Source organism: Arthrobacter sp. SIMBA_036 (assembly GCF_046535135.1).
In the GTDB taxonomy this organism is placed as follows: Bacteria; Actinomycetota; Actinomycetes; order Actinomycetales; family Micrococcaceae; genus Arthrobacter.
The window spans coordinates 18,148-44,600 of sequence record NZ_JAWRXG010000010.1; the positions used below are offsets into that span (position 1 = coordinate 18,148).

Here is a 26,453-nt window from a genome sequence, read left to right on the forward strand (position 1 = left end):
GCCATGGCCGCTGCCCAAGCTGGTTCGGTGCTCGCCCTCAAGCGCCGGGCCCGCAAGATCAACAGGATTCTTGCGGACAAGTACCCGTACGCGCATGCGGAGCTGGATTTCAGGAATCCGTTTGAGCTGGTTGTAGCCACTGTCCTCTCGGCACAAACCACGGACGTGTTGGTCAACCAGGTCACAAAAATCCTGTTCGCCCGATACCCCGATGCGCGTGCCTTGGCTGAGGCAGACACGGCGGAGTTGGAGGCAATCCTCCAGCCCACGGGTTTCTTCCGCGCGAAGGCCCGCAACGTTCTGGCACTGAGCAACCGATTGGTTGATGAGTACGACGGCGAGGTCCCGGGTCGTCTGGAAGATCTGGTGACGCTTCCCGGCGTCGGGCGCAAAACCGCCAATGTGGTGCTGGGTAACGCGTTCGGCGTGCCGGGAATTACGGTGGATACCCACTTTGGCCGTTTGGCCCGTCGATTCGGTTGGACCGAATCCGATGATCCCGTGAAGATCGAATTCGACGTCGCCGAGCTCTTCGAGGCCAGGGACTGGACCATGCTTTCCCACCGCGTGGTGTTCCATGGGCGCAGGGTCTGCCACGCCCGGAAACCAGCGTGCGGGGCCTGCCCGGTAGCAAGCCTCTGTCCCAGCTACGGGGACGGTGAAACGGATCCCGTGAAGGCAGCCAAGCTCCTGAAGTACGAGCTCGCCCCCGGCAACGAGGCATTGCTTGAGAAGTTTTTGGCGGAAACCCATCGTGCGGCGGATATTCGGATGGAATCACAAAGGAGGCCCGAGTGAGCGCCCTTGAGGACCTGGCCGGACTCGTGACGCGCTTCGAGCTGGGCGAGGACCATGTCTCCTCCCATTGGGCGCAACTGGCAGTCAGCCCGGAAACCACCCGGCCCGCCGCGGTCTTGATGCTTTTCGGCATGCTGGACGGCGCTTCAGCTGATCCGCGCCGAGCGATTGCGCCCACGGATCTTGACGTACTTTTGCTGGAGCGTGCCCATACCTTGGGTGAGCATCCCGGCCAGGTGGCGTTTCCGGGAGGGAGCGTGGATCCGGGCGATGAATCGGTGGTCCACGCCGCCCTTCGTGAAGCGGTCGAGGAGACCGGCCTCGATGCCAGTGGCGTGAGGGTGTTGGGTGTGATCCCTGAACTGGGGCTCGTCCGCAGCAATTTCCGGGTCACTCCGGTGTTGGCGTGGTGGGACTCGCCCTCACCCGTCCGTGTTGTGGATTACGCCGAATCTGCCCAGGTGTTCCGCGTGCCCGTGCGGGACCTGCTCGATCCTGCCAACAGGGTCACAGCAACCATTTCGCGGTTCGGGCGGACTTTCAGCAGCCCGGCATTCACCATCAATGGCCTCCTGGTGTGGGGTTTCACTGGGATGGTGCTCAGCGGACTGTTCGAGGAACTTGGATGGACCGTTCCGTGGGATAAGGACCGAACGCACGAGATCTCCCTGTAGCTGGGAGGCTACTTAGCCTTGTCATAAGAGTCGACGACGGCGATGCTCACCGGAAACTCGACCGGAATCGGGCCGAACATGAGTTCCTTGGCTGCGACGGCGGCCTCCTCGATCGCACTGATGCAGGCGTCAACCGTGTCCTCCCTGGCGTGCACCATTACTTCGTCGTGCAGGAAGAAGACGAGCTCTGCATGGCGGCCGTCGGCACGCAGGGCGCGCAGCCGCCGTCGTAATTCTGCCAACCAGCACGCTGCCCATTCGGCGGCCGAGCCTTGAACTACGAAGTTTCGGGTGAACCTTCCGCGGGACCGCGCGAGGTTGTCCGCGCGCCGTTGCTCCTCCGCTGTGGTGGATTGCTGGCTGAGGAACCAACCCTTCGACGGCGCCGGGCTGCTCCGACCGAGACGCGTGGTGACAGTCCGCCCAACTTCGCCCTCCCGCGCCGCCTCCTCGACGAAAGCCACGGCCCGGGGATAAGTGCGCGTCAGCTGTGGCATGAGCCTGCCGGATTCGCCGGTTGTGGCGCCGTAGACGGCGCCGAGGAGTGCCACCTTTGCCTTCGCCCGGTCGCCACCAAAACCTTGGGCGGCGATGCCGGCATAGAGATCCTTGTCCCGGGCAGCTTCGGCCATTTTGGTGTCTTGGGCCAAAGCCACCAGCACGCGCGGTTCGAGCTGCGAGGCATCGGCAACGATGAGCTTATGGCCCGGATCGGCCCGCACCGCCGACCTGATGTTGCGAGGAATCTGGAGGGCCCCGCCGCCGCGGGAGGCCCAGCGGCCAGAGACGACGCCGCCCACCACGTACTCGGGGTGGAAGCGGCCGTCGTGCACCCATGCGTCCAACCACGCCCACCCGTTTGCTGTGTGCAGGCGGGAGAGCTTCTTGTAGGCCAGCAGCGGGGCGATGGCAGGATGGTTCGATTCCTGGAGCTCCCATTTCCGGGTGCTCTTAACCTCGATGCCGTTCCGATGCAGCGCCCGCATGAGCTCTTGGGGCGAGTCCGGGTTCAGCGCCGGGGAGTTCAGGATGATCCGTAACTCCCTGCACAGCTCTTCCAAGGCGGGTGGCCTGTGGCCGGGATGCGGACGCTGCCCGAGGACGTCCGCAAGTATCTGCCGGTGCGCGTCCTCATGCCACGGGACACCGGTGTGCTGCATTTCGACGGCGATCATGCCGCCCGCCGATTCTGCTGCGAGCAATAGCTGCAGGCGTTGACGGCGTTGGCCCTCGTTTGTCACCTGTGCCACCGCCCGCTGCTGGGCCGCGAACTCTTCCCTCAGTTCCGCCAATCCGAGGGTTGGGCGGGAAGGGGTGATTTCCTCGAAGAGGGCTCCCTGCTCTGACGGGACGGCAGGTGGTTGCAAGGCCCGTGCGGGAACAATATCCTCGTCGAACCTCGCATGCGCGGCCTGGCGTGGATAGTCGGTATGGGCAGTGAATTCCGAGTTCGCCAGGATGGCTCCGCAGAGGGTCAGGTCGTGGCAACGCTCGAGCTCAACGCCCTCGGCCACAAGCCCGGGGTACCAGTCCTGCGCGCGGTGCCAGACCCAGCGCGGACGTTGGTTCTCGTATTCACGTACGACGCCGGCCAACTCACCCAGCGTGACCACGCGAGCGTCATTCGTGGCTGTCCCGGCGGGGGAGATCCTTTGTATGGCTGCCCCTTCAGGGTGGGGAGCGAGCAGCAGATACATGCGTTCCATTCTGCCTTGTTGATGGGGGTTTTTTGGCCCGAGACCAGGCAGCAGGGCGAGCCAGCGGGGACCACCCGCTAGCTCACCCGGCGGTGCCCCGGTGGGGGACGGACCACCTTCCCTCAACAAGAGCCCGGACACGCTGTTTATGCACATAGCGCCGGCCGGCACTTACCAACATCCGTGGGCTTGGACAGAGTAGCTGCATGAGCAGGCGAGAACTTCGGCACTTCCCATCCGGCAACCACCCCGCAATAGAGGACACGGCCGGGTCATGGCCACCGCCTGGCAACGCGGAGATACTCCTGGTCACTGCTGACCCGTATCTGCGGGGAGAGGTTGAACGTGTTGTGGCGGCCGCTGGTGGGAGCCTGCGAACAGCACCCGACGTGGCAGCTGCCATGCGCGAATGGGATAACGCTGATGTCGTCTTGGTGGGCAGCGACATCCGCGAGATTCCCCCACGACGCAGGGCCCCGGCCGCGCTGATTGGCAGGGCTTCGGAGGGGGACGGGCTTTGGCGGCTGGCCACCGCCTTGGGGGCTGAGAGAGTAGCTGTTCTCCCGGAAGCTGCAGCGTGGCTGGCCGAACACCTCAGCATGTCTGGCGCCCCCGAACCCGGAGGGGAGGTCCTCGGACTTATTGGCGGTAGCGGCGGGGTAGGAGCAACCACGGCTGCAATCTGGCTGGCCCAGGGTGCCGCTGGAGAAGGAATCAGCACGTTGCTGATCGACGGGGACCCTTGGGGCGGAGGTATTGAGCTGGCAATCACCACGGAGGACGTTCCCGGACTCCGGTGGCCGGACTTCTTTGAAACGCGGGGGAGCCTCGATCCCACCCAGTTCCGGGATTCGCTGCCGGTCTCCGGAGGATTCGCCTACCTGTCATGGCCGGGAAAGCGCGAAGCCGTTACCACCGCTGATGCCAGCGCTGTGGCCGCCGTCCTTGATGCTGCCAGGAGAAGTTTCGAACTGATCCTCGTGGATGTAGGACGCAGCGGAGAGGGGCTGATGGCGCTCGCGTGGGAATGCGACAGGATGCTGATTCTGTCCACCCCCCAGCTCAAATCCGCAGTTGCCACGGCTCGCCTCCTGAGCGATCTTCCGCCGGTCGATACCGGGCTGATTGTCCGTGGCTCTGGCACTTCGGCCGTGGACGCCCCGCTGATAGCGGAATCCCTGGGGCTACCGCTGTCGGGGCTCCTGCCCGAGGTGCGGGGCGTCGCGGCCGGAACAGAGTTGGGACGCCTCTTGGAGTTGGGCCGGCGTAAACAGGTGAATCGCTTTGTTCAGGACGTACTTGAATTGAAGGGTACAAGGCAGTGAGTCCCACAGTGAACCCGCGCCGCGCGGGCCGGGCACTCCTTGAACCGAGTGACTGGCGTCGGGGCGCGGGGAGAGTGGATCGTCGCCTACCGGGCCTCCGGATTGATGCAGGCCTACTTGAGACCGTGCGGGAGTCGATCCTCGCTGGCGCTGGACCTGTGACGCCATCAGTGGTCGCCGCCGCGGTCCAAGCCAGCGGCAGATTGCTGGGAACGGCTGGTGCCTTGGAAGCTGCGGAGTCCATCAACGCCGAGTTGAACGGCTTGGGACCCTTGCAGCAGGTCGCCCAAGATCGGTCGGTCACGGACATCTTCGTGAATGGGCCGGACTCTGTGTGGCTGGATCGTGGCCATGGCTTGGAACGGGCATCCATCCGCTTCGACAACGAACACCAAGTCAGGGCTCTTGCTGCCCGCCTGGTCGCCGCAGGTGGACGTCGCTTGGACGATGGCTCCCCTTGCGTGGACGTACGGCTCGCGGGCGGATACCGGGTCCATGCCGTCCTCCCACCCATTTCCACGGCAGGGACTCTGCTCTCCGTCCGAATCCGGCGGGAGGAAGTCTTCACTTTGGCCGAATTGCGGGAGCTGGGCATGTTCACGGAGGAAGTTGAAACTGTGCTTCGAGCGATCGTTGACCGTAGGCTCAGCTTCCTGATTTCGGGTGCAACCGGCTCCGGAAAGACCACCTTGCTATCGACGATGCTGGGGTTGAGCCACCCGGCCGAGCGGCTCGTGCTGATCGAAGATGCCGCAGAACTTAACCCCGTCCATCCGCACGTGGTGACGCTTGAGTCCCGCCACGGGAACCTCGAGGGCGGAGGCGCCCTGGACCTCGGAGACCTGGTCCGTCAGGCCTTGCGCATGCGCCCGGACAGGCTGATAGTCGGCGAATGTCGAGGCGCGGAAGTTCGGGAATTGCTGACGGCACTGAACACCGGACACACCGGTGGTGGCGGGACTATCCATGCCAACACTGCTGAAGCGGTCCCGGCGCGGCTGGTGGCCCTCGGAGCACTTGCCGGCCTCAATGCTGAAGCAGTACGGCTACAAGTGGCCAGTGCCTTGGAGGTCGTCATTCATGTGGATCGGACACAGTCCGGACGGAAAATCACGTCGATCGGTGTTCTCGTGGATTCCGCTGGCGAACAAACGGTGGTCGCGGCACTACGGTGGGGCTCCCACGGATTCACTCGCGAAGCCGCGTGGGAGGTTCTCGCGGCCAGGCTTTCCTTGGATAAGCCTCACGATGATTTCCACCTCCCCCAAGGAGCCCCTCGTGGAACGCACCCGGCCCATGGCGACGGCGCGGCACCGTGACAGCAACAATCCTTCTGGTAGCGCTCACCGCATGGCTGCAGCTCCGCCGTCCCCGGATCGACCTCCGGCATATCAGCGCCAGCCGCGGAGTCGACTTCCCACAACGTGGACGAGCGGCAGGTTTCATCCGGATGGTGCGACGACTCCGTTTCTCGGCAGGCGCGCCGCAGCCCCTGTCCCTGGTGGTTTTGGTTCAACAATTAGCCGCCTTGCTGCGGGGTGGGCGTGGATCGTCGAGGCTTTGGGAGGAACTATGGGTGGTCCACGCTTCCTCTCCGGAAGAGGACCACCACCAGGTGCATTGCAGCAGGGCCGCGTTGTCCCCGACAGCATTGAAAGTACTTGCCGCGGCAAGGGCAGCGGCAACTGTGGGAAGCTCTCCGGCCCAAGCGATCCGCGCGGCTGCAGCCAAGGGTTACCCCCGGAGAAGAAGCCTTGAACGAAGAGTTTGGATGGAGCTTGTAGCCTGCCTCGATATCGCCGAAACAAGTGGTTGCCCACTCGCCGGCCTGCTGACACGGTTTGCCGCCCAGCTTGAAGCCGAAGAAGATTCCGAAGCAGCCCGCCAAACGGCGCTCGCAGGCCCCAAGGCCACGGTGCGCTTGCTCTCATGGCTACCGGTCGTGGGACTGGTGCTGGGGATGGCCTTGGGAGTGGACCCTCTGGGAATCCTGCTCGGCAACATCTTCGGAGCAGCCACACTTGCAGCAGGGCTTGTGCTGACTGTGGCCGGCCGGGTGTGGTCCACTCGGTTGGTGGCATCTGCAGCCCAGGGGTCGGCATGATGCTTCTGCCCGCGGCGATGGTGGCACTCTTGGCAGTTGCCGCGTTCCTGTGGTTCGCATCGCCGTCGCATGTTCGAAGGCAGTTGATTGCCCGCTCCGGTGGTCCGTCCGCCCGGCAAGGCACGCCCGGTTTGGGCAGTTCCGCAGCCCTTCTCGAGTTGGACGTTTCCCTCGACGGCCTTAGTGACTTGGACGGCCTTAGTGATGTTGCGATGATGCTGGAACTCGTGGCGTCGATGCTCGACGCCGGCGCGGGTATCGGCCGGGCACTGGAACTGGTGGCCAAGTGCGCTTCGCCCCCTGTCAGCCGATCGCTGCGTCCCGTTGTAGCAGCCCTCGCCATCGGAGCCGACTGGGAGACAGCTTGGCGAACGCCCACACAGCCAACGCCTGAAGTTTCCCGCCTCAAAGATGCCCTGGCTTTTGCGGCGCTCACAGGGGCACCTTCCGCCTCACTCCTGTATGCGCAAGCGGCAAGGGAACGCCGTGAGCAGTTTCGGGCTGCCGAGAAACGGGCTGCGGCGCTAGGCGTGAAGCTAGTGGTTCCTTTGGGCTTGTGCTCCTTGCCTGCCTTTATCTGCCTGGGCATCGTTCCGGTCTTGATTGCCATGCTGCCCCCGGCTTGAGCGGAGTAAGGCGCTCTTCCTTCCCTCCACATCCGACGAATCTCAGCAGTTATCCACTTGCGGAAAGCCGGCTCTGTGAACGATGAGCAAGCAAAGGAAGAGTTGAGCCTGCGAGCAACTGAGAGTCAGTTCGTGAAAACAAAGCCTGAGCTAACCACTGAAAGAACCACGAAAGGAAACCCATGAAAATCTCGGCAAAGATCCTATTCGCCACATCGAGGATTCTCTTCGGCCGGATCAGCGGCCGGCGTCACGCTGCGGGCGGAGGCCACCGGAGAATCCCTAAGCTGACAGCCGTTCGTAGGGTACTCGCTCCGTGGAGTGCCCCACGTCGGGGCCACCTGTTGTGCGGCGAAGCGGGCATGGCCACGGCGGAATATGCCATCGCCACCCTCGCGGCAGTTGGATTTGCGGGCCTCTTGGTGGTCATCCTTCGGAGCGAGGAAGTTCGTGGTTTCCTGCTGAACCTGGTTCGCACCGCACTTTCTTTGCCATGATTCCAGTGGTAGCCGCAAGCAGCGGGGACGGTGTGACGCCACGGTTGTGCCCGGTCCGGACGCCGGTCCCGGCACAACAGCTCATTTCGGCCAAGGAGCTCGGCGCGGTCACAGCGGAGTTTGCGGTCGCGTTGCCCGCGGTGGTGTTGCTGTTGTCCTTCCTTTTGGCAGGTGGAGCTGCGGGCATTACGCAACTGCGGCTGGAGGAAGCCGTGAGGGCAGGAGCGCGGGCTTCCGCCCGCGGTGACAGCTCCACGGCAGTAGAAGGTACCGTTCGTCGTCTTGCGGGCGAAAGTGCGAATTTAGCGGTGGCCAACGACGCCGGCTGGGTGACGGTCAGGGCCTCGGCGCGGGTGGGAGGTGCATTGGGGCCAATCATCCCGTGGACCTTGACTGCCGCAGCTTCGGCCAAGGCAGAGTCAGCCATCCCATGACATGTCGGAGAGCCGGGGCGGCCCAGGACCACGGCGATCGTGGCTCGGGAACTGTGCTGGCCTTGGTCCTGGGGATGGTGGTGTTGGTGCTGACAGCCGGGTTGTTGATGCTTGCCCAAGCAGGGGTGATGACAGCCCGGGCGGAGTCTGCTGCCGACCTCGCGGCACTAGCGGCGGCCGATGCTGCCCGCGGGCTCGCACCGGGGGAACCGTGTAGTGTCGCCGCGGATGTCGCTGAGCACGAAGGCGCAAAGCTCTCATCGTGCTCAGTGGCGGGGAAGGAGGTGGTGGACGTGGTGACAGAACTCGCCCAGCCATCGTTCCTGTGGGGTCCGGCAACTGGACGCGCACGCGCAGGACCTCCGCCCTAGACCTACACGGCCTCCGATCAGCTGGCATCCCGGAGCAGGACATCCAGGAGGGTGATGGCGGCTGCCTTGTCCAGCGGATTATTCTTGTTTCCGCACTTGGGGGATTGGACGCAGGACGGGCAGCCGGCTTCACACTCGCAGGCTTTAATCGCGTCTTTGGTAGCGGTTAGCCATGTCTTCGCCTTTTCGAAGCCGCGCTCGGCAAACCCGGCCCCACCGGGGTGGCCGTCGTAGACAAAGATCGTCGGCACTCCCGTGTCGGCATGCAAAGCCGTGGAAACACCACCAATGTCCCAGCGGTCACTGGACGCCACCAGGGGCAGAAGCCCGATTGCGGCGTGCTCGGCAGCGTGCAGCGCCCCGGGGAACTGTGCCTCCACAAGGCCTGCAGCGTGCAGGGAACGGTTCTCCACCACGAACCAGACCGCTTTCGTGAAAAGGTCACGGGCGCCAAGATCCAAGGGCTCTTCACCCAGGATCTCATTGGAAATGAGGGCTTTACGTTGAAAGGAAACCACTTGCGTCGTCACTTTCACATCACCGAAATGCACCGTGATGTCGCCCCACTGTGCCGATCGGGATGTTTCGAGGACCTCTATCTGGGTCACGTCCCGTGCCGTCGTGTAGAAGTCGGGGTTCACGCGCCTGACCATGACACAGTGGTCAGCCTCGTTGAGTTCCTCTACAAGGTAGCTCTCGCCCTGGTGGACGTAGATGGCCCCGGTGTGGGCCTGGTAGTGGGTTTGCGGCGAATCCATCGTCCCCAACAAAGAACCCGTTTCCGCATCCACGATGCTTACGGGTCCGCCGCCGTCGGCCCTGAGGTTCACCATGCCGGCGGCGCTCTCCGGGTGGGTCCAAAACCATCCAGCCGGGCGCTTCCGCAAATACCCCTGGTCCACGAGGCGATCAAGGAGACCCTCCGCCGACGGACCGAAGAGGCTGAGCTCTGCGTGACCGATGGGCAGCTCGGCCGCGGCTGCACACAGGTGCGGCCCCAAGACATAAGGATTCCCAGGATCGAAAACCGTGGCCTCCACCGAGACGTCAAACACGGCCTCGGGATGGTTTACCAAGTACGTATCCAAGGGATCGTCGCTGGCAACAAAAGCAGCGATGGCATCTTGTCCTGCCCGGCCCGCGCGTCCGATCTGTTGGAACAACGAGGCCCGCGTGCCCGGCCAACCGGCAATCAAGACGGCATCAAGCCCCGAGATGTCGATTCCGAGTTCCAAGGCCGAGGTACTGGACACTCCCAAAAGCTGCCCGGACCTCAAAGCCTGTTCCAACGCGCGCCGCTCTTCGGGGAGGTAGCCGGAACGGTAAGCGGCCACCCGGCCGGGCAGGCTCGGATCCACCTCGTCCAACAATCTCTTGGTGATGGACGCTATCGATTCTGCACCACGCCTGGACTTGATGAACGCAATGGTCCTCACCCGGGAGGAAACGAGGTTGGCAAGGATGTCTGCGGTTTCTGCCACTGCCGTCCTGCGTTGCTTGGCGTCATTCTCGCCTTTGACCTCCGTAAGCGCGGGCTCCCAGAAAGCTACGGTGGTGGACCCGTGCGGCGAGCAGTCCTCCGATACTTCCCGGACCGGTGCGCCGATCAAGCGGCCGAAGGAAACACCGGGCTCGGAGGCCGTAGCCGAGGCTGCGATGAATACGGGCTCAGGGAAGGACGAGCCAGCCCCGTAGTACGCACAAATCCGGCGGAGCCGCCTCATCAAGTTGGCTACGTGGGAGCCGAAAACTCCTCGGTAGCTGTGTGCCTCGTCCACGATCACGTATCGGAGTCGCCGGAAGAACCGTGCCCACCAGGTGTGGTTGGGAAGGATGCCAAAATGCAGCATGTCGGGATTGGCCAGGATGAAATTGGCGTGGTCACGAATCCAGCGCCGGGACGCGGGGTCCGTGTCGCCGTCGTAAGTCTCTGCGCGAACGGTCGGCAACTTCAACGCGCGGATCGCGGCCAATTGGTCCGCCGCCAAGGCTTTCGTAGGGGAGAGGTACAGCGTCACAGCACCGTCGTCGTGGATCTTCCCCGGATCGGCGAGCACGCGCAATTCGGACCGGTGGATCGCGTCCAGCGCCGGCAGTTGGTACGCGAGGGACTTTCCGGAAGCCGTACCGGTGGCGATCACTACGTGTTGACCGGAATGGGCGAGTTCGGCTGCTTGGATCTGGTGCCGGTAGGGCTCATGGATGCCCAAGGACTGGTAGGAACCCACGACGTCGGGGTGGACCCAACCCGGCCAAGGTTCGTTCACGGCCTTCCTGGCCGGAATGGTGTGGACATGGCGCAACTGTTCGGGGTCCGGGGTCCGGCCCAGCAAGGAGATCAGGGAATGAGGTGCAGCCACCGAATCATTCTGTCACTGTGCGGTGGCAACCCATGCCGACGGCGGCAGTCACCCGTTCGCCGGGCGCTCCTGACTCGCTATCGGCTGCGGGCCTACCGGCCACGCGTGCTACCGGCTACGCGCCCGAAAGGTCAGAATCCTCATCAGTGCCGGCAGACATCATCAGCACGTGGCAAACAACGTCCCAACCCAGGTGGGAGTAGAGCTTTTGGCCGTCCAAGGAGGCGAGGAGGAGCCCGTTTTCGACGTCGTTCGCATACGCCTGTGCTGCGAGCGCCTTCATGATGAAGGTTCCCAGCCCGCGCCGCTGGAAGGCAGGCTCGGTGACGATCTTGTCGAAGACTGCGGTTCCATTGACCACGAAGACTCGTCCGCTGGCGGCGACTTGCTCACCCGCATGGACCACTGCGTGGTGGACGCCTTTGGCCTCCGAGGTGGCCAGTTGCAGGTCGTCGTCCGGCAGCCAGGGGTCCTCGGCGTCCTGGGTTTGCATGTCCACGATCATCATCGTTTGGGAGGCTGAGGTGACCTTGAGGCCGTGAAGCCCGGCCAGGTATTTGTAGCGTTGAACGTCGTTGGTGAGGACGGTCAGTATCCGGTTCTTCGCTTCAGCGGTCGTGGTTGCCAACGCCGCGAATTCTTCATCGGAAGGATCGTGGGCGAAGTACTCCCAGTCGCCGGTTTTGTCGGCCCGCAGTGCCGCAGTGAAGCGTCCCTCCGCGCGTGTTTCGTAACCCCGGCACCCGGACCAGCCGGCCACCCACACTTGCAAGAGGTGCGCAATGTCTTCAACCAAGGCATCTGGATTCATGTAGAGAGACTATGCCAGCGTTCCGGGAATCAACAGAGCGTTGTCATCGGAGTGAGTGTTGCTTATGCAATTGTGACTTCTTCTTTTGACGGCCTCCCGGGGCCTGGGGAACCAGTCCGTGGAAGCCGCCGATTTTGGCCCACCCAGTACCCTTGGATAGTGGCTTTAAACAGGATTGTTCTCTTCTACGGCTTTACCCCGATCGCCGACCCGGACGCTGTGCGTCTGTGGCAGCGTGCCCTGTGCGAGAAATTGGGACTGAGGGGCCGCATCCTCATTTCGAAAGACGGCATTAATGCTACGGTCGGCGGCCGTCTGGAGGACATGAAGCAGTACGTCAAGACGACGCGGGAGTACAAAGGCTTCCATGACATCGACTTCAAGTGGTCCGAGGGAGGCGCGGCTGACTTCCCGCGGCTTAGCGTCAAAGTGCGGGACGAGATCGTCTCGTTCGGAGCCCCCGGAGAACTGAAAGTGGACCAGAACGGCGTCGTCGGCGGCGGCACCCATCTGCAGCCCGAGGAACTTCACGCACTCGTGGAAGCAAAAAAGTCCGGTGGCGAGGACGTGGTGTTTTTCGACGGCCGGAACGCGTTCGAGGCCCAAATAGGCAAGTTCAAGGACGCCATAGTGCCGGACGTGGAGACGACCCACGATTTCATCAAGGAGCTGGATTCCGGAAAGTACGACGCCCTGAAGGACAAGCCCGTGGTGACGTACTGCACCGGCGGGATCCGATGCGAGGTACTTTCAAGCCTGATGGTGAATCGCGGCTTCAAAGAGGTGTACCAGCTCGACGGCGGCATCGTCCGTTATGGCGAGACGTTCAAGGACAAGGGCCTGTGGGAAGGATCGCTCTACGTTTTCGACAAGCGCATGCATGTCGAGTTCAGCGAGGAAGCCAAGACCATCGGGGAGTGCGTCCGTTGCTCGGCGCCGACCAACAAGTTCGAGAACTGCTCAAATCCCAGTTGCCGGACCCTGACCCTGTACTGCGGCGACTGTGCCTCGAGTCCGGAAACTCTTCGTTGCCCGGAGGGCTGCAAAGCTGTCGAAGTGGCCGGTTAGAGCCGGCTCACCCGGTAAGCAAAATTCGCCTCGAATTTCGAGGCGACTGTGATCGAAAGTACGCCGTCTTTAACCACCTGGACAACGCTGACCCTCGCAGAGGCGCAGCTCAAGGTGAGGTTCAACAGCGTGGAGTCACCGGCCTTGACAGTAAAGGACACCCTGCGGGTAGCGCGGCAAGCCATGGTGACCGCATAGGTGCCCGCAGGCAGTGAAACGGTTTGCCCCGACGCCGATTCCCCGGCGTTCACATACCCGCTGCTGGCGTAGAACGATTGTCCTTGGGATTCCGGCAGCGCGGCCCGAGCCCATGCGTCCAAGTCTTCACCGGTGACTGCTTGTTCCTGCGTCGGGTCGGGTGGAACGGTAGGGCTAACAGCAGCAGTGCTCACGGCTGCTCCTGGGCCACCGGACTCGTCGTAGGCATACTCGCAGGCACTGACCATGGACGCCACGATTAAGAGTCCGACGGCGGCCCGCACCAGGCGCTGAATGGTTACCGAGCGAGCTGCGTTGCTGCCCATGCACCGACTTTACGCCCGCGTCAGCTCTGCCATAAAGGCTAAGCGGCTTTAGCCGGCTGCCGGGACAAGGCGATACCCGAAGATTTGCGGCACGTCCACGCTGGTTGTCGAAATGGTGAGCGCCGAGGCACTGGGGACTTTGATTTTCACAACGTCGGAGTTCGCGTTGCAGGCCGCGGTCGCGTCTGCGATTTTGCTGCTGCCTGCCGAAATAGCGAAAAAGGCTTTGCCGCCGCCGTCGCAGATCATGGTGAACGTGTAGGTCCCTGCCGGGATGCGGGCAGATTTTTTAGTCAAGGGTTCCCTGTTCAGGATCTTCCCGGCGTCCTCTACTACGGTGCCGCTCACGGTGGGGAGAACCTTTGCCCTCCAGGCAGCAACGTCGGCCTTTTCGATCGTGGCCGGTGCTTGGCACGCGCTGGCAGCCAGCACGGTGGCCGCAGCTATGCCGACAAGGCCGATGCGCCGCCGGGACAAGGAGAATTTGAGCATGTGTTAACGCTACCGGTTTTGGATCTGGTCCTTTGTCCACATACGCCATGGCCGGGAGCCGGGGCACGGCGTACCCGCCCTAGACTTGCAGGGTGATTGACGCAGCCACCTCGTTTACTTCAGGCAATACTCCCGATGCCCCCCGCAGCGACCAGCCGGGCCTTCTGGCCGCTCTGGCTTCGGACCTTCGCACCCTTTCTTACACGGTGGATGGCGTCGCCGAGTTCCTCGGAGAATCGGCCTCGGAGGCGCTCAGCCGGGATCAATTGGTCCCCGCTCTGGTGGTGACGGAACGGCGCTCAACGTCGGAGGACCCGGCCGTCCGCGCCCTCGCGGTGTTGGTGGGGTTGTGGCTGCTGGCAGTCCCTCAATCCGAGGCAGACGTTGATGCTGCGCTCCCGGGCGTGCTTACGCGAGGGCTGGCGGATTTGGGCCTTGCGACAGTGGATTCGGGGATCGTGCGCGCCAAGGTAGATCTTCGCCCCTATGGCTGGGACGCCAATTCGGATGGGAGCGGGGGAGCGAATCTCTGGGTAGCCAGCGATCTTGCCGCGCATCAGCAACCGGGTGTGCTCCGGCACGACCACGTCTTGGGGATCGGGCGTGCGTCCACCACCCTCGTGCAGGCCACCATCAGGGAAAACGTCAAGCGCGCACTGGATGTCGGCACTGGGTGCGGCATCCAAACGTTCCACTTGCTGCATCACTGCGAACATGTCACAGCCACAGACATCTCGGAGAGGGCCCTTGCTTTCACGCGCTTCAACCTGTTGTTGAACGCTCGGGAACTGGGCTTGGATCCGGATCATCTGGACAGGCGTGTCACGCTTCGCCGTGGATCTCTTCTGGAACCAGTGGCGGGGGAACACTTCGGGCTCGTCGTCTCCAACCCTCCTTTTGTCATCACGCCACGTACGGGCGGCGAATCAGTTGCTGACCAATTCACGTACCGGGACGGCGGGCTTGCAGGGGACGGAATCGTGGCTGCCCTTGTGACGTCATTGGCCCACGTACTTGAACCTGGTGGGATCGCCCAGATGCTGGGCAACTGGGAGATCCCCTCGGGCAACCGATGGATGGACCGTCCCACCGACTGGGTAAGGGACTCCGGCCAGGATGCTTGGTTTATCCAACGGGAGCAGGTAGGGCCTGAACAATACGCGGAGACGTGGTTGCAGGATGCCTCCCAAAACCGCGACGACGGCCACTATAAGGCGTCGTACGCGGCCTACCTTGACGACTTCGCCTCCAGGAGTGTCCAGGGCATCGGGTTCGGCATGATCTTTCTGCGCAGGCCGTCCCGGTCCTCCGTCCCCATCCTTGATCGCTTTGAAGAAATTACGCATCCGATCGAGCAGCCGGTGGGCCCGCATCTTCGAGCAGCTGTGCACCGTGCGGATTGGGTGGCGGCCAACGTCTTGGCGGAAGCTCATCTGCTGGTTGCCGAGGACGTCACCGAGGAACGCCATCAACGGCCCGGGGCGGAGCATCCAGGAGTCATCCTTTTGCGCCAAGGCGCCGGCCTGCGCCGGACCAACCTGCTCAGCACCGAACTCGCCGGATTTGTCTCCGCATGTGATGGTCAGCTCACCGTTGGCCAGATCATCTCGGCCTTGGTAGCGCTTCTGGGAGGTGCGGAGGACTTCGACGAGCAAGGCTTCCGGGACCGCCTGTTGCAGGACGTCACCAACCTGGTCCTGGAGGGCTTCCTGCTCCCCGACACAGATCAGGCGAGTCAGGTCACCCCTACTCAGGTCACCGCGACTCAGGCCACCGCGACTCAGGCCACGGCATGACCGGCAACGCACCGCCGCTGCCGGTAGGTACCCGCCTCCTTCGGTGTGACGCTGACTACACTGAGGGAGTGATAGCCAACAACCCAGCATCCCAGCCGGACCACGAGGTGCCTCGGGGCAAGCGCGCCGAGAAGACGGTTGAGATCACTGATCCAAAAGCTATCCGCGCCTTGGCCCACGCTGCCCGCCTCGAGGTGATCTCGGAGCTCTACGCCACACAGGTGAGCCATACCGCCACGGAACTGGCAGCGAGGACGGGACTCACCCCCAGCGCCATGAGCTATCACCTCCGTGCACTCCAGAAGTGGGGTATCGTGGCGCCGGCCGAAAATTCCGGTGATGCCCGGGAACGCCGCTGGAGAGCTGCCGGCACCGATTTCACTATTTCGGGAGGCAGCATAGCCAGCCCGGAAATTGCAGTTGTGGACCTCGAGCTCGACGCGTTCCGCCGTCGGGCATCCGCATTTGCCAAGGCCCGCGGGGAACGTAAGCAAAAGGGACAAGCGGCCGAGGAAGCGGCGGCGGTGGTCTTGGCGAGCAATTTGCTGTACCTTACCAAAGCGCAGCGCAAGGAGCTTTCGGAACGCATTCGTGAGGTCTTGCGCGAGTACGAACTTGAGGATCCCAGTCGTATACCTGAGGGCGCCGAGCGCATGGCCACCCTGTGGTCGATGATCCCGGATGACCGCGTGGCACCGGGGCAATAACTGCCCGGATGGACCTCTGAAAGACCCTCCTGGTTCCCGGCCGAAAACGCAGGATTCTGCAATCTATGGTGAACTAGGCCAGTATGGGCACCAGCCCAATCACACATTTTTTCTGTAGGAGCACCGTGCCCAGCAAGGCAAAAACCGGCAAGAAACTCGTGATCGTGGAGTCTCCCGCCAAGAGTAAGACCATCGCCAAGTACCTTGGTGAGGGCTTCATTGTCGAGGCCTCGATCGGCCACATCCGGGACCTTCCCCAACCCTCGGACCTTCCTGCAGAACTGAAGAAGACCTCGCTGGGCAAGTTCGCCGTCGATGTCGAAAACGACTTCAAGCCTTACTACGTTGTCTCGCCGGACAAGAAGAAAAAGGTCGCCGAACTCAAGGCCCAACTCAAAGACGCCGACGCGCTCTACCTCGCAACCGATGGGGACCGCGAAGGTGAAGCCATTGCGTGGCACCTGCTGGAGGTTTTGAAGCCCAAGGTTCCGGTGTACCGGATGACCTTCGGTGAAATCACCAAGGAAGCAATCCACCGCGCCATGGACAACCTTCGCGACGTCGACACCGCACTGGTGGACGCCCAGGAGACCCGGCGCATCCTTGACCGGCTCTACGGCTACGAGATTTCCCCGGTCCTCTGGCGAAAAGTGGCCCGCGGCCTCTCTGCCGGACGCGTTCAGTCCGTGGTCACCCGCATGGTGGTGGACCGTGAACGTGAACGCATGGCCTTCCGGGCAGCCTCCTACTGGGACCTGACCGGGCAGTTCGGTGCGGACTCTGGATCCTTCAAGGCCAAGCTTGCGGCCGTGGACGGCGCCAAAGTTGCCAGCGGCCGTGACTTCAATGACAACGGCCAGCTCACCTCATCGAACGCCGTACACCTCGACGAGGAACGGGCAACGTCCTTGGCTGCCGGCCTTGAGAACTCGGATTTCCGCGTCCGGTCCGTCGATACCAAGCCGTATACCCGCCGCCCCGCAGCACCGTTCACCACCTCCACGCTGCAACAGGAGGCCGGGCGCAAGCTTCGCTTCTCGTCCAAGAGCACCATGCAGGTAGCGCAGCGCCTGTATGAAAACGGTTACATCACCTATATGCGTACTGACTCGTCAGCACTGAGCAATGAAGCCGTCACGGCTGCGAGGCGTCAGGCGTCTGAGCTTTATGGGCCCGAGTACGTCCCCACGAGCCCCCGCGTCTATGCCAACAAAGCCGCAAACGCGCAGGAAGCCCACGAGGCCATCCGCCCCGCCGGTGACTCCTTCCGCACCCCGGCACAGGTGGCCAAGCAGCTGAGCGGCGACGAGTTCCGGCTCTACGAACTCATTTGGAAGCGCACGGTCGCCTCCCAGATGGCAGACGCCAAGGGTTCCACGGCCACCATTCGTCTCGGTGCGACCGCCGCGGATGGCCGCGACGCCGAGTTCTCCGCGTCCGGCACCGTCATCACTTTCCCGGGGTTCTTGGCCGCTTACGAAGAGGGCAAGGACGAAAGCCGCGGGGATGACGATTCCGACGAAGCACGGCGCCTGCCGAACGTCGCCAAAGATGATGAACTGACGGCCTCGGAAATCCTGGCCGTGGGCCACGAGACCTCACCGCCCCCTCGGTACACGGAAGCATCTCTGACCGCAGAGCTGGAAAAGCGCGGCATTGGACGCCCATCCACTTACGCTTCAACCATTTCCACCATCCAAGACCGCGGTTACGTCCGGAAACAAGGGTCCGCCCTGGTTCCCAGCTGGATCGCCTTCTCCGTGATCCGTTTGCTCGAGCAACACTTCACGGACTACGTGGATTATGAGTTCACGGCGGATATGGAAGGCGATCTGGATAAGATCGCCAACGGCCAAGCAGCCGGAACTGCATGGCTCAAGCACTTCTATTACGGCGAAGACGCGGACCCCGGCCTGTTGAGCATCGTGAACAACCTCGGTGAAATCGACGCCAGGGAGATTAACTCCGTGCCCATCGCGGAAGGCATCACGCTGCGCGTCGGTAAGTTCGGTCCTTACCTGGAAAGCTCTATTCCAACCCTGGATGAGAAGACCGGCGAGGTAGTGGAGTCGGCCCGGGCCAACGTGCCCGAAGATCTGGCTCCGGACGAGCTCACAGCGGCTAAAGCCAAGGAACTCATGGAGACCGCTGCCCCGGAGGAGCGCGTCTTGGGTGCCGATCCGCACACAGGACACACGGTGGTGGCCAAGAACGGCCGGTATGGAGCCTACGTCACCGAGATCATCCCCGAGATGACCGAAGAGCAGTTGGCCAACCAGCCGGTGGAGTATTACAAGAACGGCAAGCCCAAACCGCCCAAGAAGCCCGTCAAGGCCAAGCCGCGCACGGGATCCCTCTTCAAGTCCATGACGGTGGACACCGTGACCCTTGACGAGGCGCTCCAGCTCATGAGTTTGCCGCGCGTCCTGGGCGAAGATGCGGATGGCAACCCGATCACGGTTCAAAACGGCCGTTTTGGTCCCTACCTGAAGAAGGGCACCGATTCACGCTCCATCGGGTCCGAAGAAGAGATCTTCACCATCACGTTGGAACAAGCGCTGGAGATCTATTCGCAGCCCAAACAGCGTGGCGCGCGTGCCGCAGTTCCACCGCTCGCGGAGTTTGGGCCTGATCCGGTGTCCGAGAAGAACATCGTGGTCAAGGAAGGCCGTTTCGGTCCTTACATCACCGATGGCGTCACCAATATCACCGTGCCTCGTTCCACCTCGCTGGAGGAGCTGACCCGGGAACGCGCCGTCGAACTTTTGGCGGAAAAACGTGCCAAGGGGCCTGTCAAGCGCACCACCACCCGGAAGGCTCCGGCCAAGAAAGCCGTGGCCCGGAAATAGGATTTCCCGGTCCCAGAGGCTGGCGGGCCGGTTCCCGTGAATTGCGTCCCGGCCGGCATCGTGGTCGAGTAGGACTATGACTGAACAGACCGTTTCACCGGAAAACGAGCCCGCAGGCGGCACCGAGGCAACAGGGGGCGGCCAGCACGACGCGCAGCCGCTGAACGAACTGGAGCTGAAGCTGGCCGCCGCCGAGCAGCCGGATGCGAACCCCGTGGAGGTCATCCTTGCCTTCCTCAACAACGAGGTCTACCTGGTGAGCTCCGAAGCTGTGGACGGTCCGGATTCCTCTGTGGAACCCTTGGTTCTTGCCAACGCGGACGGGCAGCCGGTCCTGGCGGTCTTCAGCCACCCCAGCCGGGTGGACGAGAGGTTCCTTGAGGCTGCCCCGCATGTCCTGGGTACGTTGGGTTCGGCCATTCTTGGGAACATTGGCAATGAGCTGGGCATGGTCATCAACCCGGGCAGCGAGTACGGGTTCGAAATCGACCCCGAGGGCATCGCGAACATCCGCCGGGACTTCAAACGGGCAGACGACGCCGGAGAGCCTGCGGAATAGGCGCGCAAGCATCAGCCCCCACCGCCCGGACCTGCACAGCTATGCCACCGGAGGCGCGAAACGTGGCCGCAAGTTACTTCCCGGGCTTCGAATCGGTGAATAATGGCAGAATGCGTCTTGGCGTTCTCGACATCGGGTCAAACACCGTCCACCTCCTGCTGGTGGACGCCCACCCCGGCGCGCGCCCAGTACCGTTCGCTTCGCACAAACGGCCACTCTCGCTGGTTCAATACCTGGACGGCGACGGCAATATCAGCGATGCTGGCCAGCATGAGCTCATTGAGTTCGTGTTGGAGGCGTGGGAGTTCGCGGCCGCCCACAAAGCCCAGGACCTCTTGGCTTTCTGTACATCAGCCATCCGTGAGGCCACCAACGGCGCCGATGTCCTGGCCCGGGTAAAGCACGAGACCACCGTGACGCTCCAGGAACTGACGGGAAGCGAAGAAGCGTCCATGACCTTCTTCGCAGTCCGCCGTTGGTACGGCTGGGGCGCCGGTCCGATCCTGGACCTCGACATAGGCGGCGGCTCCTTCGAAATGGCGTACGGAACCGACGAGCTTCCTGAGTTTGCCACCTCTGTTCCGCTAGGTGCGAGCCGTTTGACCAGGGATTGGCTGCAGGATGACCCGCCCACGGCCAAGAGCGTCAAGGAACTTCGGCGTTACATCCGCTCTACGTTGAAGCCCGTTGCCCGCAGCTTCCAGGAGGTTGGACGGGCAAACCTGGTGGCCGGGACGTCCAAAACATTCCGTTCCCTGGCCCGGATCGCCGGGGCTGCCCCCAGTGCCGCTGGACCCTACGTCAAGCGGGAGTTGCACGCAGCCGACCTCGGCTTGTGGGCGCAACGGATCTCGGCGATGAGGGTGGAGGACAGGCTATATCTGCCGGGCGTTTCGGACGCCCGCGCCCACCAGCTCTTGGCCGGTGCACTGGTTGCCGAGGCGGCCTTGGAACTCTTTGAGTTCCCGAAGATGGAGATTTGCCCGTGGGCTTTGCGTGAGGGCTTGATCCTCCGCCGCCTGGATCAATTGGTATTCGAAGAAGCGCTGGACCCCGCCCCGCACGTTGGAAAACGCAAGGACAAGTCCAAAAAGAAAGCAGCCAAGGAAGCCAAGAAGATATTGGATATCGACCAATCCCGCCACGAGTCGCTCGACTTTCCGGCCCCCGCAGACACCCCGCCCCTTGCCCCTATCCCAGCCCCTGCTGCAGGCGGGCTGGTCTCCTGAGATGAGTAACGACGTCGAACCCGAACTGAATGACCGCCAGATCCCTGTGGCGCTGTCCAGCGCCTCCGTCTACCCGCTCAGCGTCCACGATGCCTTTGCCGTGGCCCAGGACCTGGGCTACGAGGGCGTGGAGGTGATGGTCACCAACAATGCTGTGAGCCAGAACCCCAAGGCCCTTATTCAACTTAGCCATCGATACCATCAGGAGATTGTCTCCATCCACGCACCCACTTTGCTGCTGACGCAACAAGTGTGGGGTACGGCGTGGAACAAGATCGAAAAATCCTGCCAGATGGCCGTGGAAGTCGGGTGCGACACCGTGGTGGCGCACCCGCCGTTCAGGTGGCAATCCAACTACGCCGAAAACTTCGTTGAGGGCGTCAAGGAACTCGCGGACACATACCAAGTACGCATCGCGGTGGAGAACATGTACCCGTGGCGCGTTCGCGGGCGGGAAGCCGTGGCCTACCTGCCGCACTGGGACCCGTTGGGCCAGGATTACGACGATGTCACATGGGACTTCTCGCACGCCGCCACAGCGGGGGCCAACAGTTTGGAAGCCATCAAGTCGCTGGGCAGCAAACTCCGGCACGTCCACCTCACGGATGGTTCGGGGTCGGGGAAAGATGAGCATCTGGTTCCAGGTACCGGCACCCAGCAGTGCGCGGACGCGCTGCAGCATTTGGCGTCGAGCGGTTTTGACGGCGTTGTAGTGGCGGAGATTTCCACCCGAAAAGCGAAGGTAGCCGGGGAACGCGAGGAGATGCTGGCTGAGACCTTGCGCTTCGCGCGGCAGCACTTGAGCGTGCCGCTGGTGCGCAGCGCAGATCAGTAAGGCAGCGCAGACCAGTAAGGCAGCGCAGACCAGTAAGGCAGCGCAGACCAGTGAGGCAGCGCAGACCAGTAAGGGGGCGCGCCCGTTCCTGGGTCGGCCCGGCCCCGCGTCGAGTGGCGGGTTAAAAAAGCGAAAGCACCGGCGGCCGAATCGGGAAATGGGGGAAAACCCGCCCGGCCACCGGTGCTGCTGGCGGACATCCCCATGCCCGCCTCATCACTCGCACCCTCAATGAGGTAGTACCAACGCTAGGGACCAAGCATGGGTGTCCCCTGCAATAACCTTGGGAACAAGCTGGGAATCCGGGATCCGGAGACCGTTAGACCCGATCCTTGGCGAACTGCAATGATGGACCAATGAGCAACCGAATCGCATTCCTTGGCTGTGGATCCATGAACGAGGCTATCCTGGGCGGCCTGCTGGCCGCCGGGAAAGACCCGTCCGACGTCGTCGCAACTGTCCGGCGGGCTGCCCGCGCGGAGGAGCTTGCCCACCGTCACGGAGTCATGGCGATCGCCGGTGATGAGGAGCCGGATAACAACCAATTGGCTACCAAGGGCGCGGGGATGGTCATCCTCGGCGTCAAGCCCGTGGGGATTGCGGACCTTGCCCGCGAGATCAGCCCGGCGCTGGCTAAGGACACCATCGTGGTCAGTGTCGCGGCCGCTGTTTCCATCGCCCAGCTCGAAGCGGCGTTGCCGGAGGGGCAGCCCGTCATCAGGACTATGCCCAATACGCCGGCACGGTTGGGCCGCGGCGTCATTTCTGTCTCTCCCGGAACTCACTGCACACCTGAACAGCTGGACATGGTGAAGACCGCTTTGGCCGGTGCCGGCAAGGTAGTGCAGGTCCCCGAGGACCAGGTGGATGCGTTGTCCGCGATCAGCGGCTCAGGGCCTGCCTATGCCTTCTACCTGGCCGAGGCGATGGCGGCAGCGGGGACCGAGCTGGGGCTCGATCCTGAGCTGTCCGTGATGTTGGCGCGGGAGACCGTGGCCGGAGCAGGTTTCATGCTCGCAGAACCAGGTGCCGACCCCACTGCCCTCCGTGTGGGAGTAACCAGTCCCAACGGCACCACCGAGCGCGCCATCGCCGTTTTTGACGACGCCGGGATTCCCAAGATCATTGCCGACGGCGCCCGCGCGGCAGCCGCGCGGGCAGCGGAGATCACGAAGCAGCTCAGCTAAGGTTCCGGCCAGCCGCGGGGAGCCGCCTAGGGGCGTGCCGCGAACCGTTCCAACAAGTCCACATGGCCGGAGACGATCAGCATGTCGTGGCTGGACACCTTGGTTTCGGGGCGGGCGTACGTGAAGTCCTCGCCGGGGGACTTCACCCCCACAATGGTCACGCCGTACTTTGACCGGACCTTGGACTCGTCGAGGGTAAAGCCCACGGTTTCCTTGGGCGGGTACATCTTGACGATCGCGAAGTCGTCGTCGAACTCGATGAAGTCAAGCATCCGGCCGGAGACCAGGTGTGCCGCGCGGACCCCGGCGTCGGCTTCCGGGTAGATCACGTGGTTGGCGCCGATTCGGGTGAGAATTTTGCCGTGCGAGGGCGTGATGGCCTTAACCCAGAGGTGTTCAATGCCCAGGTCAACCAGGTTCACCGTGATCAGCACGGAGGATTCGATCGATGTCCCCACGCCCACCACAGCCGAACTAAACTCCTGTGCGCCGAGTTGGCGCAGCGCATCAATATTGGTGGCATCGGCCTCCACCACGTGGGTCAGGACGGGTGCCCATTTCTGGACCAGGGTGCGATCCCGCTCGATGGCGAGGACTTCGCGTCCCTGCTTGACCAATTGCTCGGCAGTGGCGGACCCGAAGCGGCCAAGGCCGATGACCAGCACCGGGGCGTTGTGGGCGGGGCGGTTTGCCGCCCCCGTGGTCTTAGCCAATGATTGGCCTCTCTTCCGGGTAGTGGTACAACTGGCTGCGCTGGCGCAGGGCCAAACCGGCAGCGAGGGTTACGGTGCCCACCCGGCCGGCGAACATGAGTATGGCCAGGACGTAGACGCCCGACGGCGGCAACTCACCACTGAGGTTGGTGCTCAGGCCCACAGTGGCGAAGGCGGAGATGGTTTCAAAAAGTACCCGATCCAGGGACGCTCCGCTAATGGAGAGCAGCAGGAACGCGGCCACGGAAACAAAGGTGGCCCCGGCAACGATCACGGAGATGGCCACCCGCATGGTGCCTTGGGGGATGGTGCGGCCGTACACCTTCACATCGGCATCGCCGCGGGCTTCGGCGATGATTGCAAGGAACATGACGGCGATGGTGGTTACCTTGATGCCGCCGGCAGTCGAGGCTGAACCGCCGCCGGCGAACATGAGGGCATCGCTCAGGAGTTTGGTGGTGGGCTCCATCTGGTTCTGGTCCACCAGGCTGAAACCGCCGGAGCGTGTCATGACAGAGGCAAAGATGGAGTGGATCACCTTGTCGCCGAAGTTCATGTTGGCGATGGTGCGTACGTTATCCCACTCCATGAGGCCCCACAGCAGCGCACCGGCAACCAGCAAAATGAGGGATACCTGGATGGTGAGCTTGGTGTGGAGGTTCCATTTCTTCCAGTTGAGCCCGTTTTGTTGGAGCACCATCACCACGGGGAAACCCAGGCTTCCAAGGAAGACGCCAAGCATCAGCGGGACCAGTATCCAGAGATCGGTCTCGTAGGGGACTACGCCGTCCGAGTGCGGGGTGAACCCCGCGTTGTTGAAGGAAGAGATGGCATAGAAGATTCCGTGCCACACGGCCTCCCAGAAAGGCTCGCCCAACACCAGGAAACGGGGAATCAGGGACAAAGCCAGGGCGCCTTCGATGACCACCGAGGTGACGATCACGATCCGGAGAAGGGTACCCACTTCGCCAAGCCTGCCGGCGTGGTTCATCGCTTCCTGGGCGATGAGTTTGCCGCGAACTCCGAGCCGCTTGCTCACCATCAGCGCCAGGAGCGAAGCCAAGGTGAGGGTACCCAGGCCGCCCACGAAGATGCCGAGCAGGATGACCAATTGCCCGAAGAAGGACCAGTACGTAGCTGTTGAAACTACGGTCAGGCCGGTCACGCAAACACTGGACACCGCCGTGAACAAGGCTTGGTGCAGCGGAGTGGATTCCCCCGAAGCAGAGGCGGCGGGCAGCGACAACAACCCGGTGAACAGCACGATGACGGATGCGAAAATGACCAAGGCCAAACGGGCCGGTGAGCTGTTTGCAACGTTGTCGATGAAGTCGCGGACGCGGGTGAAAATCCAGAGGCCCTGACGGTCCTGGTGCGTGGGCTGCCAGTTGGCCGGGCTCTGGGACCTCGACTGGCTTTGGGACATGGCGCTCTTCCTCGGTTGAACAAGCTTTCCTGAGTAGTAAACCACTATTCCCGGGCCTGACCGGGCGATGTGGCCTTTCAGCCTCCGGTAGCCTGTTCAGGGTGAACTCCAGAGTTGGGATATCAGCTTCCAGCATTACGCGGTCCGCACTCCCAACGACGGTGGTGTGGGACCCCGCGATGACGGCTTACGACTTCGGCCCGGGTCACCCCATGGCGCCCCGGCGGCTGGAGCTAACAGCACGGTTGGCCCAGGCTCTCGGACTTTTTGACCACAGCCATGTGGCAGTGGAGGCGCCGGCGGTGGCAACCGACGTCGAGCTTTTGACCGTTCACAGCCGGGAGTACATCCAGGCTGTGCGTCGCGTCGGTGCGGATCCTTCTCGCCCCGATGACGCTCGCGGGTTGGGGACCGAAGATGATCCCGCGTTCGCAGGAATGCACGAGGCCAGCGCACGGCTTGCCGGCGGTTCACTGCTGGCCGCCGAGTCCGTCCTTTCCGGCAGGTCCGTGCGCGCGGTGAACTTCAGTGGCGGAATGCATCATGCTGCGCGTGGGAAGGCCAGCGGCTTTTGCGTGTACAACGACGTCGCCATTGCCATCCAGCGGCTGCTCGACGGCGGTGTGCAGCGCGTGGTCTGCATCGACGTCGACGCCCATCACGGCGACGGGACGCAGGGCATCTTCTGGGACGACCCCAGGGTCATGACAGTGTCCCTCCACGAATCCGGCCTCACGCTATTCCCCGGAACGGGTTTCGCCAACGAAACGGGGGGACCAAACGCGATCGGGACCGCTGTCAACGTGGCGCTTCCGGCTTTTACCGGAGATGCGGCCTGGTTGCGTGCTTTCCACGCGGTGGTGCCGCAGCTTGTGGCCGCCTTCGCACCTGAGGTCATCGTCAGCCAGCACGGCTGCGATTCCCACCGGCTTGACCCCCTGACGCACCTCAACCTCAGCGTCGACTGCCAGCGCGAGGCCGCTGCCGCCGTCGCCGGCCTTGCCGCCCGCTACTGCGAGAACCGCTGGATCGCCACCGGGGGAGGCGGCTACGAGGTCACTGGCGTTGTGCCGCGCGCTTGGAGCCATCTGATCGGTATGGTCACGCAGCGGCCCGTACCGCTCTCAAAACCCGTGCCGGAGGCGTGGCGAAGCTATGTGCAGGAAACCTACGGCGAGCCCACCCCCGCGTTGATGGGAGACGACGTGGACATCTGGTGGCGTTCCTGGGAGGTCGGCTACGATCCCGCAGACGAGGTGGACCGCACCGTTATCGCTACGCGTAAGCAGATATTCCCGCTGTATGGCTTGGATCCCTGGTTCGACTGACGTGTCCCGCACTCGGGCGGCATGAAACAGGATGCCAACAGGC

The 26,453-nt window shown here is 63.0% G+C and carries 25 protein-coding genes; 18 read left to right on the forward strand and 7 right to left on the reverse strand.

What is annotated here, in order from left to right; all coding sequences use genetic code 11:
- Positions 1–3 precede the first annotated feature (3 nt).
- Positions 4–798, forward strand: a complete 795-nt coding sequence (gene nth / locus SB659_RS14135; protein ID WP_410550815.1) for an endonuclease III — start codon at positions 4–6, stop codon at positions 796–798.
- Positions 795–1,472, forward strand: coding sequence for an NUDIX hydrolase (locus SB659_RS14140; RefSeq protein WP_410550816.1), 678 nt, complete (start codon positions 795–797; stop codon positions 1,470–1,472). Before nth ends, SB659_RS14140 begins: the two co-directional genes overlap by 4 nt.
- 8 nt (positions 1,473–1,480) lie before the next feature.
- Here SB659_RS14140 and SB659_RS14145 read toward each other — a convergent pair whose 3' ends face one another.
- Positions 1,481–3,169 carry a bifunctional 3'-5' exonuclease/DNA polymerase gene (locus SB659_RS14145; RefSeq protein WP_410550915.1) on the reverse strand — a complete coding sequence of 563 codons (1,689 nt, stop codon included), beginning with the start codon at positions 3,167–3,169 and terminating at the stop codon, positions 1,481–1,483.
- A gap of 206 nt (positions 3,170–3,375) precedes the next feature.
- Here SB659_RS14145 and ssd point away from each other — a divergent pair, with 206 nt between their 5' ends.
- The 7 genes from ssd to SB659_RS14180 all read left to right on the forward strand — a co-directional run bounded on the left by ssd (position 3,376) and on the right by SB659_RS14180 (position 8,526).
- Complete coding sequence (ssd, locus tag SB659_RS14150) at positions 3,376–4,494, forward strand: septum site-determining protein Ssd (RefSeq protein ID WP_410550817.1); 1,119 nt, start codon at positions 3,376–3,378, stop codon at positions 4,492–4,494.
- Between the two features lie 74 nt (positions 4,495–4,568).
- The gene (locus SB659_RS14155; protein ID WP_410550916.1) at positions 4,569–5,813 is read left to right on the forward strand and encodes a TadA family conjugal transfer-associated ATPase; all 1,245 of its coding nucleotides are present in this window, start codon (positions 4,569–4,571) and stop codon (positions 5,811–5,813) included.
- Positions 5,810–6,598, forward strand: a complete 789-nt coding sequence (locus tag SB659_RS14160; RefSeq protein ID WP_410550818.1) for a hypothetical protein — start codon at positions 5,810–5,812, stop codon at positions 6,596–6,598. Before SB659_RS14155 ends, SB659_RS14160 begins: the two co-directional genes overlap by 4 nt.
- Positions 6,598–7,224, forward strand: a complete 627-nt coding sequence (locus SB659_RS14165; RefSeq protein ID WP_410550917.1) for a type II secretion system F family protein — start codon at positions 6,598–6,600, stop codon at positions 7,222–7,224. Before SB659_RS14160 ends, SB659_RS14165 begins: the two co-directional genes overlap by 1 nt.
- 182 nt (positions 7,225–7,406) lie before the next feature.
- A complete protein-coding gene (locus SB659_RS14170) occupies positions 7,407–7,721 on the forward strand; it encodes a DUF4244 domain-containing protein (RefSeq protein ID WP_410550819.1) in 315 nt (104 codons plus the stop codon).
- Positions 7,718–8,155, forward strand: a complete 438-nt coding sequence (locus tag SB659_RS14175) for a TadE family protein (RefSeq protein ID WP_284980115.1) — start codon at positions 7,718–7,720, stop codon at positions 8,153–8,155. Before SB659_RS14170 ends, SB659_RS14175 begins: the two co-directional genes overlap by 4 nt.
- Positions 8,152–8,526, forward strand: coding sequence for an Rv3654c family TadE-like protein (locus SB659_RS14180; RefSeq protein WP_284980116.1), 375 nt, complete (start codon positions 8,152–8,154; stop codon positions 8,524–8,526). The genes SB659_RS14175 and SB659_RS14180 overlap by 4 nt, the downstream gene beginning before the upstream one ends.
- A gap of 17 nt (positions 8,527–8,543) precedes the next feature.
- Here the strand turns inward: SB659_RS14180 and SB659_RS14185 are convergent, their stop codons facing one another.
- A complete protein-coding gene (locus tag SB659_RS14185) occupies positions 8,544–10,886 on the reverse strand; it encodes a DEAD/DEAH box helicase (RefSeq protein ID WP_410550820.1) in 2,343 nt (780 codons plus the stop codon).
- 115 nt (positions 10,887–11,001) lie between these two features.
- The gene (locus SB659_RS14190) at positions 11,002–11,697 is read right to left on the reverse strand and encodes a GNAT family N-acetyltransferase (protein WP_410550821.1); all 696 of its coding nucleotides are present in this window, start codon (positions 11,695–11,697) and stop codon (positions 11,002–11,004) included.
- A gap of 159 nt (positions 11,698–11,856) precedes the next feature.
- Between SB659_RS14190 and SB659_RS14195 the strand changes: the two genes are divergently transcribed.
- Positions 11,857–12,765 (forward strand): rhodanese-related sulfurtransferase, encoded by a 909-nt coding sequence (locus SB659_RS14195; RefSeq protein WP_284980119.1) that lies wholly within the window; start codon positions 11,857–11,859, stop codon positions 12,763–12,765.
- On the opposite strand, the gene SB659_RS14200 is transcribed toward SB659_RS14195, so the two are convergent.
- Entirely contained in the window at positions 12,762–13,289 is a 528-nt protein-coding gene (locus tag SB659_RS14200; protein WP_410550822.1) for a hypothetical protein, read from the reverse strand. The two genes, SB659_RS14195 and SB659_RS14200, sit on opposite strands and share 4 nt — an antisense overlap.
- Positions 13,290–13,337: 48 nt before the next feature.
- On the reverse strand, positions 13,338–13,781 hold the full coding sequence (locus SB659_RS14205; protein WP_410550823.1) for a DUF6023 family protein: 444 nt from the start codon (positions 13,779–13,781) through the stop codon (positions 13,338–13,340).
- Positions 13,782–13,873: 92 nt separating this feature from the next.
- Between SB659_RS14205 and SB659_RS14210 the strand changes: the two genes are divergently transcribed.
- From SB659_RS14210 to proC, 7 genes are all read left to right on the forward strand, one after another.
- Positions 13,874–15,577 (forward strand): methyltransferase, encoded by a 1,704-nt coding sequence (locus tag SB659_RS14210; protein WP_410550824.1) that lies wholly within the window; start codon positions 13,874–13,876, stop codon positions 15,575–15,577.
- A complete protein-coding gene (locus SB659_RS14215; protein WP_284980123.1) occupies positions 15,574–16,284 on the forward strand; it encodes an ArsR/SmtB family transcription factor in 711 nt (236 codons plus the stop codon). Before SB659_RS14210 ends, SB659_RS14215 begins: the two co-directional genes overlap by 4 nt.
- A gap of 125 nt (positions 16,285–16,409) precedes the next feature.
- The gene (gene topA, locus SB659_RS14220; protein ID WP_410550825.1) at positions 16,410–19,133 is read left to right on the forward strand and encodes a type I DNA topoisomerase; all 2,724 of its coding nucleotides are present in this window, start codon (positions 16,410–16,412) and stop codon (positions 19,131–19,133) included.
- Between the two features lie 76 nt (positions 19,134–19,209).
- Entirely contained in the window at positions 19,210–19,692 is a 483-nt protein-coding gene (locus SB659_RS14225) for an SseB family protein (protein WP_284980125.1), read from the forward strand.
- A 110-nt stretch (positions 19,693–19,802) separates the two neighbouring features.
- Positions 19,803–20,921 (forward strand): Ppx/GppA phosphatase family protein, encoded by a 1,119-nt coding sequence (locus SB659_RS14230; protein WP_284980126.1) that lies wholly within the window; start codon positions 19,803–19,805, stop codon positions 20,919–20,921.
- 1 nt (position 20,922) lies between these two features.
- Positions 20,923–21,756 (forward strand): sugar phosphate isomerase/epimerase family protein, encoded by an 834-nt coding sequence (locus SB659_RS14235; protein ID WP_284980127.1) that lies wholly within the window; start codon positions 20,923–20,925, stop codon positions 21,754–21,756.
- A 356-nt stretch (positions 21,757–22,112) separates the two neighbouring features.
- A complete protein-coding gene (gene proC / locus SB659_RS14240) occupies positions 22,113–22,943 on the forward strand; it encodes a pyrroline-5-carboxylate reductase (RefSeq protein ID WP_410550826.1) in 831 nt (276 codons plus the stop codon).
- A gap of 26 nt (positions 22,944–22,969) precedes the next feature.
- On the opposite strand, the gene SB659_RS14245 is transcribed toward proC, so the two are convergent.
- Both SB659_RS14245 and SB659_RS14250 read right to left on the reverse strand, forming a co-directional pair.
- Positions 22,970–23,608, reverse strand: coding sequence for a potassium channel family protein (locus SB659_RS14245; RefSeq protein WP_410550918.1), 639 nt, complete (start codon positions 23,606–23,608; stop codon positions 22,970–22,972).
- Between the two features lie 40 nt (positions 23,609–23,648).
- Positions 23,649–25,082, reverse strand: coding sequence for a TrkH family potassium uptake protein (locus SB659_RS14250; RefSeq protein ID WP_284975553.1), 1,434 nt, complete (start codon positions 25,080–25,082; stop codon positions 23,649–23,651).
- A 101-nt stretch (positions 25,083–25,183) separates the two neighbouring features.
- Between SB659_RS14250 and SB659_RS14255 the strand changes: the two genes are divergently transcribed.
- Positions 25,184–26,410, forward strand: a complete 1,227-nt coding sequence (locus SB659_RS14255) for an acetoin utilization protein AcuC (RefSeq protein WP_410550827.1) — start codon at positions 25,184–25,186, stop codon at positions 26,408–26,410.
- The last annotated feature ends 43 nt before the right edge of the window (positions 26,411–26,453 follow it).

What these genes read in the sequence shown, in the direction of transcription:
- nth (WP_410550815.1), top strand. Translation starts at nt 4, where the DNA reads ATGGCCGCTGCCCAAGCTGGTTCGGTGCTCGCCCTCAAGCGCCGGGCC.
- SB659_RS14145 (WP_410550915.1), bottom strand. Translation starts at nt 3,169, where the DNA reads ATGTATCTGCTGCTCGCTCCCCACCCTGAAGGGGCAGCCATACAAAGG.
- ssd (WP_410550817.1), top strand. Translation starts at nt 3,376, where the DNA reads ATGAGCAGGCGAGAACTTCGGCACTTCCCATCCGGCAACCACCCCGCA.
- SB659_RS14165 (WP_410550917.1), top strand. Translation starts at nt 6,598, where the DNA reads ATGCTTCTGCCCGCGGCGATGGTGGCACTCTTGGCAGTTGCCGCGTTC.
- SB659_RS14170 (WP_410550819.1), top strand. Translation starts at nt 7,407, where the DNA reads ATGAAAATCTCGGCAAAGATCCTATTCGCCACATCGAGGATTCTCTTC.
- SB659_RS14175 (WP_284980115.1), top strand. Translation starts at nt 7,718, where the DNA reads ATGATTCCAGTGGTAGCCGCAAGCAGCGGGGACGGTGTGACGCCACGG.
- SB659_RS14180 (WP_284980116.1), top strand. Translation starts at nt 8,152, where the DNA reads ATGACATGTCGGAGAGCCGGGGCGGCCCAGGACCACGGCGATCGTGGC.
- SB659_RS14190 (WP_410550821.1), bottom strand. Translation starts at nt 11,697, where the DNA reads ATGAATCCAGATGCCTTGGTTGAAGACATTGCGCACCTCTTGCAAGTG.
- SB659_RS14200 (WP_410550822.1), bottom strand. Translation starts at nt 13,289, where the DNA reads ATGGGCAGCAACGCAGCTCGCTCGGTAACCATTCAGCGCCTGGTGCGG.
- SB659_RS14205 (WP_410550823.1), bottom strand. Translation starts at nt 13,781, where the DNA reads ATGCTCAAATTCTCCTTGTCCCGGCGGCGCATCGGCCTTGTCGGCATA.
- SB659_RS14215 (WP_284980123.1), top strand. Translation starts at nt 15,574, where the DNA reads ATGACCGGCAACGCACCGCCGCTGCCGGTAGGTACCCGCCTCCTTCGG.
- SB659_RS14225 (WP_284980125.1), top strand. Translation starts at nt 19,210, where the DNA reads ATGACTGAACAGACCGTTTCACCGGAAAACGAGCCCGCAGGCGGCACC.
- SB659_RS14230 (WP_284980126.1), top strand. Translation starts at nt 19,803, where the DNA reads ATGCGTCTTGGCGTTCTCGACATCGGGTCAAACACCGTCCACCTCCTG.
- SB659_RS14235 (WP_284980127.1), top strand. Translation starts at nt 20,923, where the DNA reads ATGAGTAACGACGTCGAACCCGAACTGAATGACCGCCAGATCCCTGTG.
- proC (WP_410550826.1), top strand. Translation starts at nt 22,113, where the DNA reads ATGAGCAACCGAATCGCATTCCTTGGCTGTGGATCCATGAACGAGGCT.
- SB659_RS14250 (WP_284975553.1), bottom strand. Translation starts at nt 25,082, where the DNA reads ATGTCCCAAAGCCAGTCGAGGTCCCAGAGCCCGGCCAACTGGCAGCCC.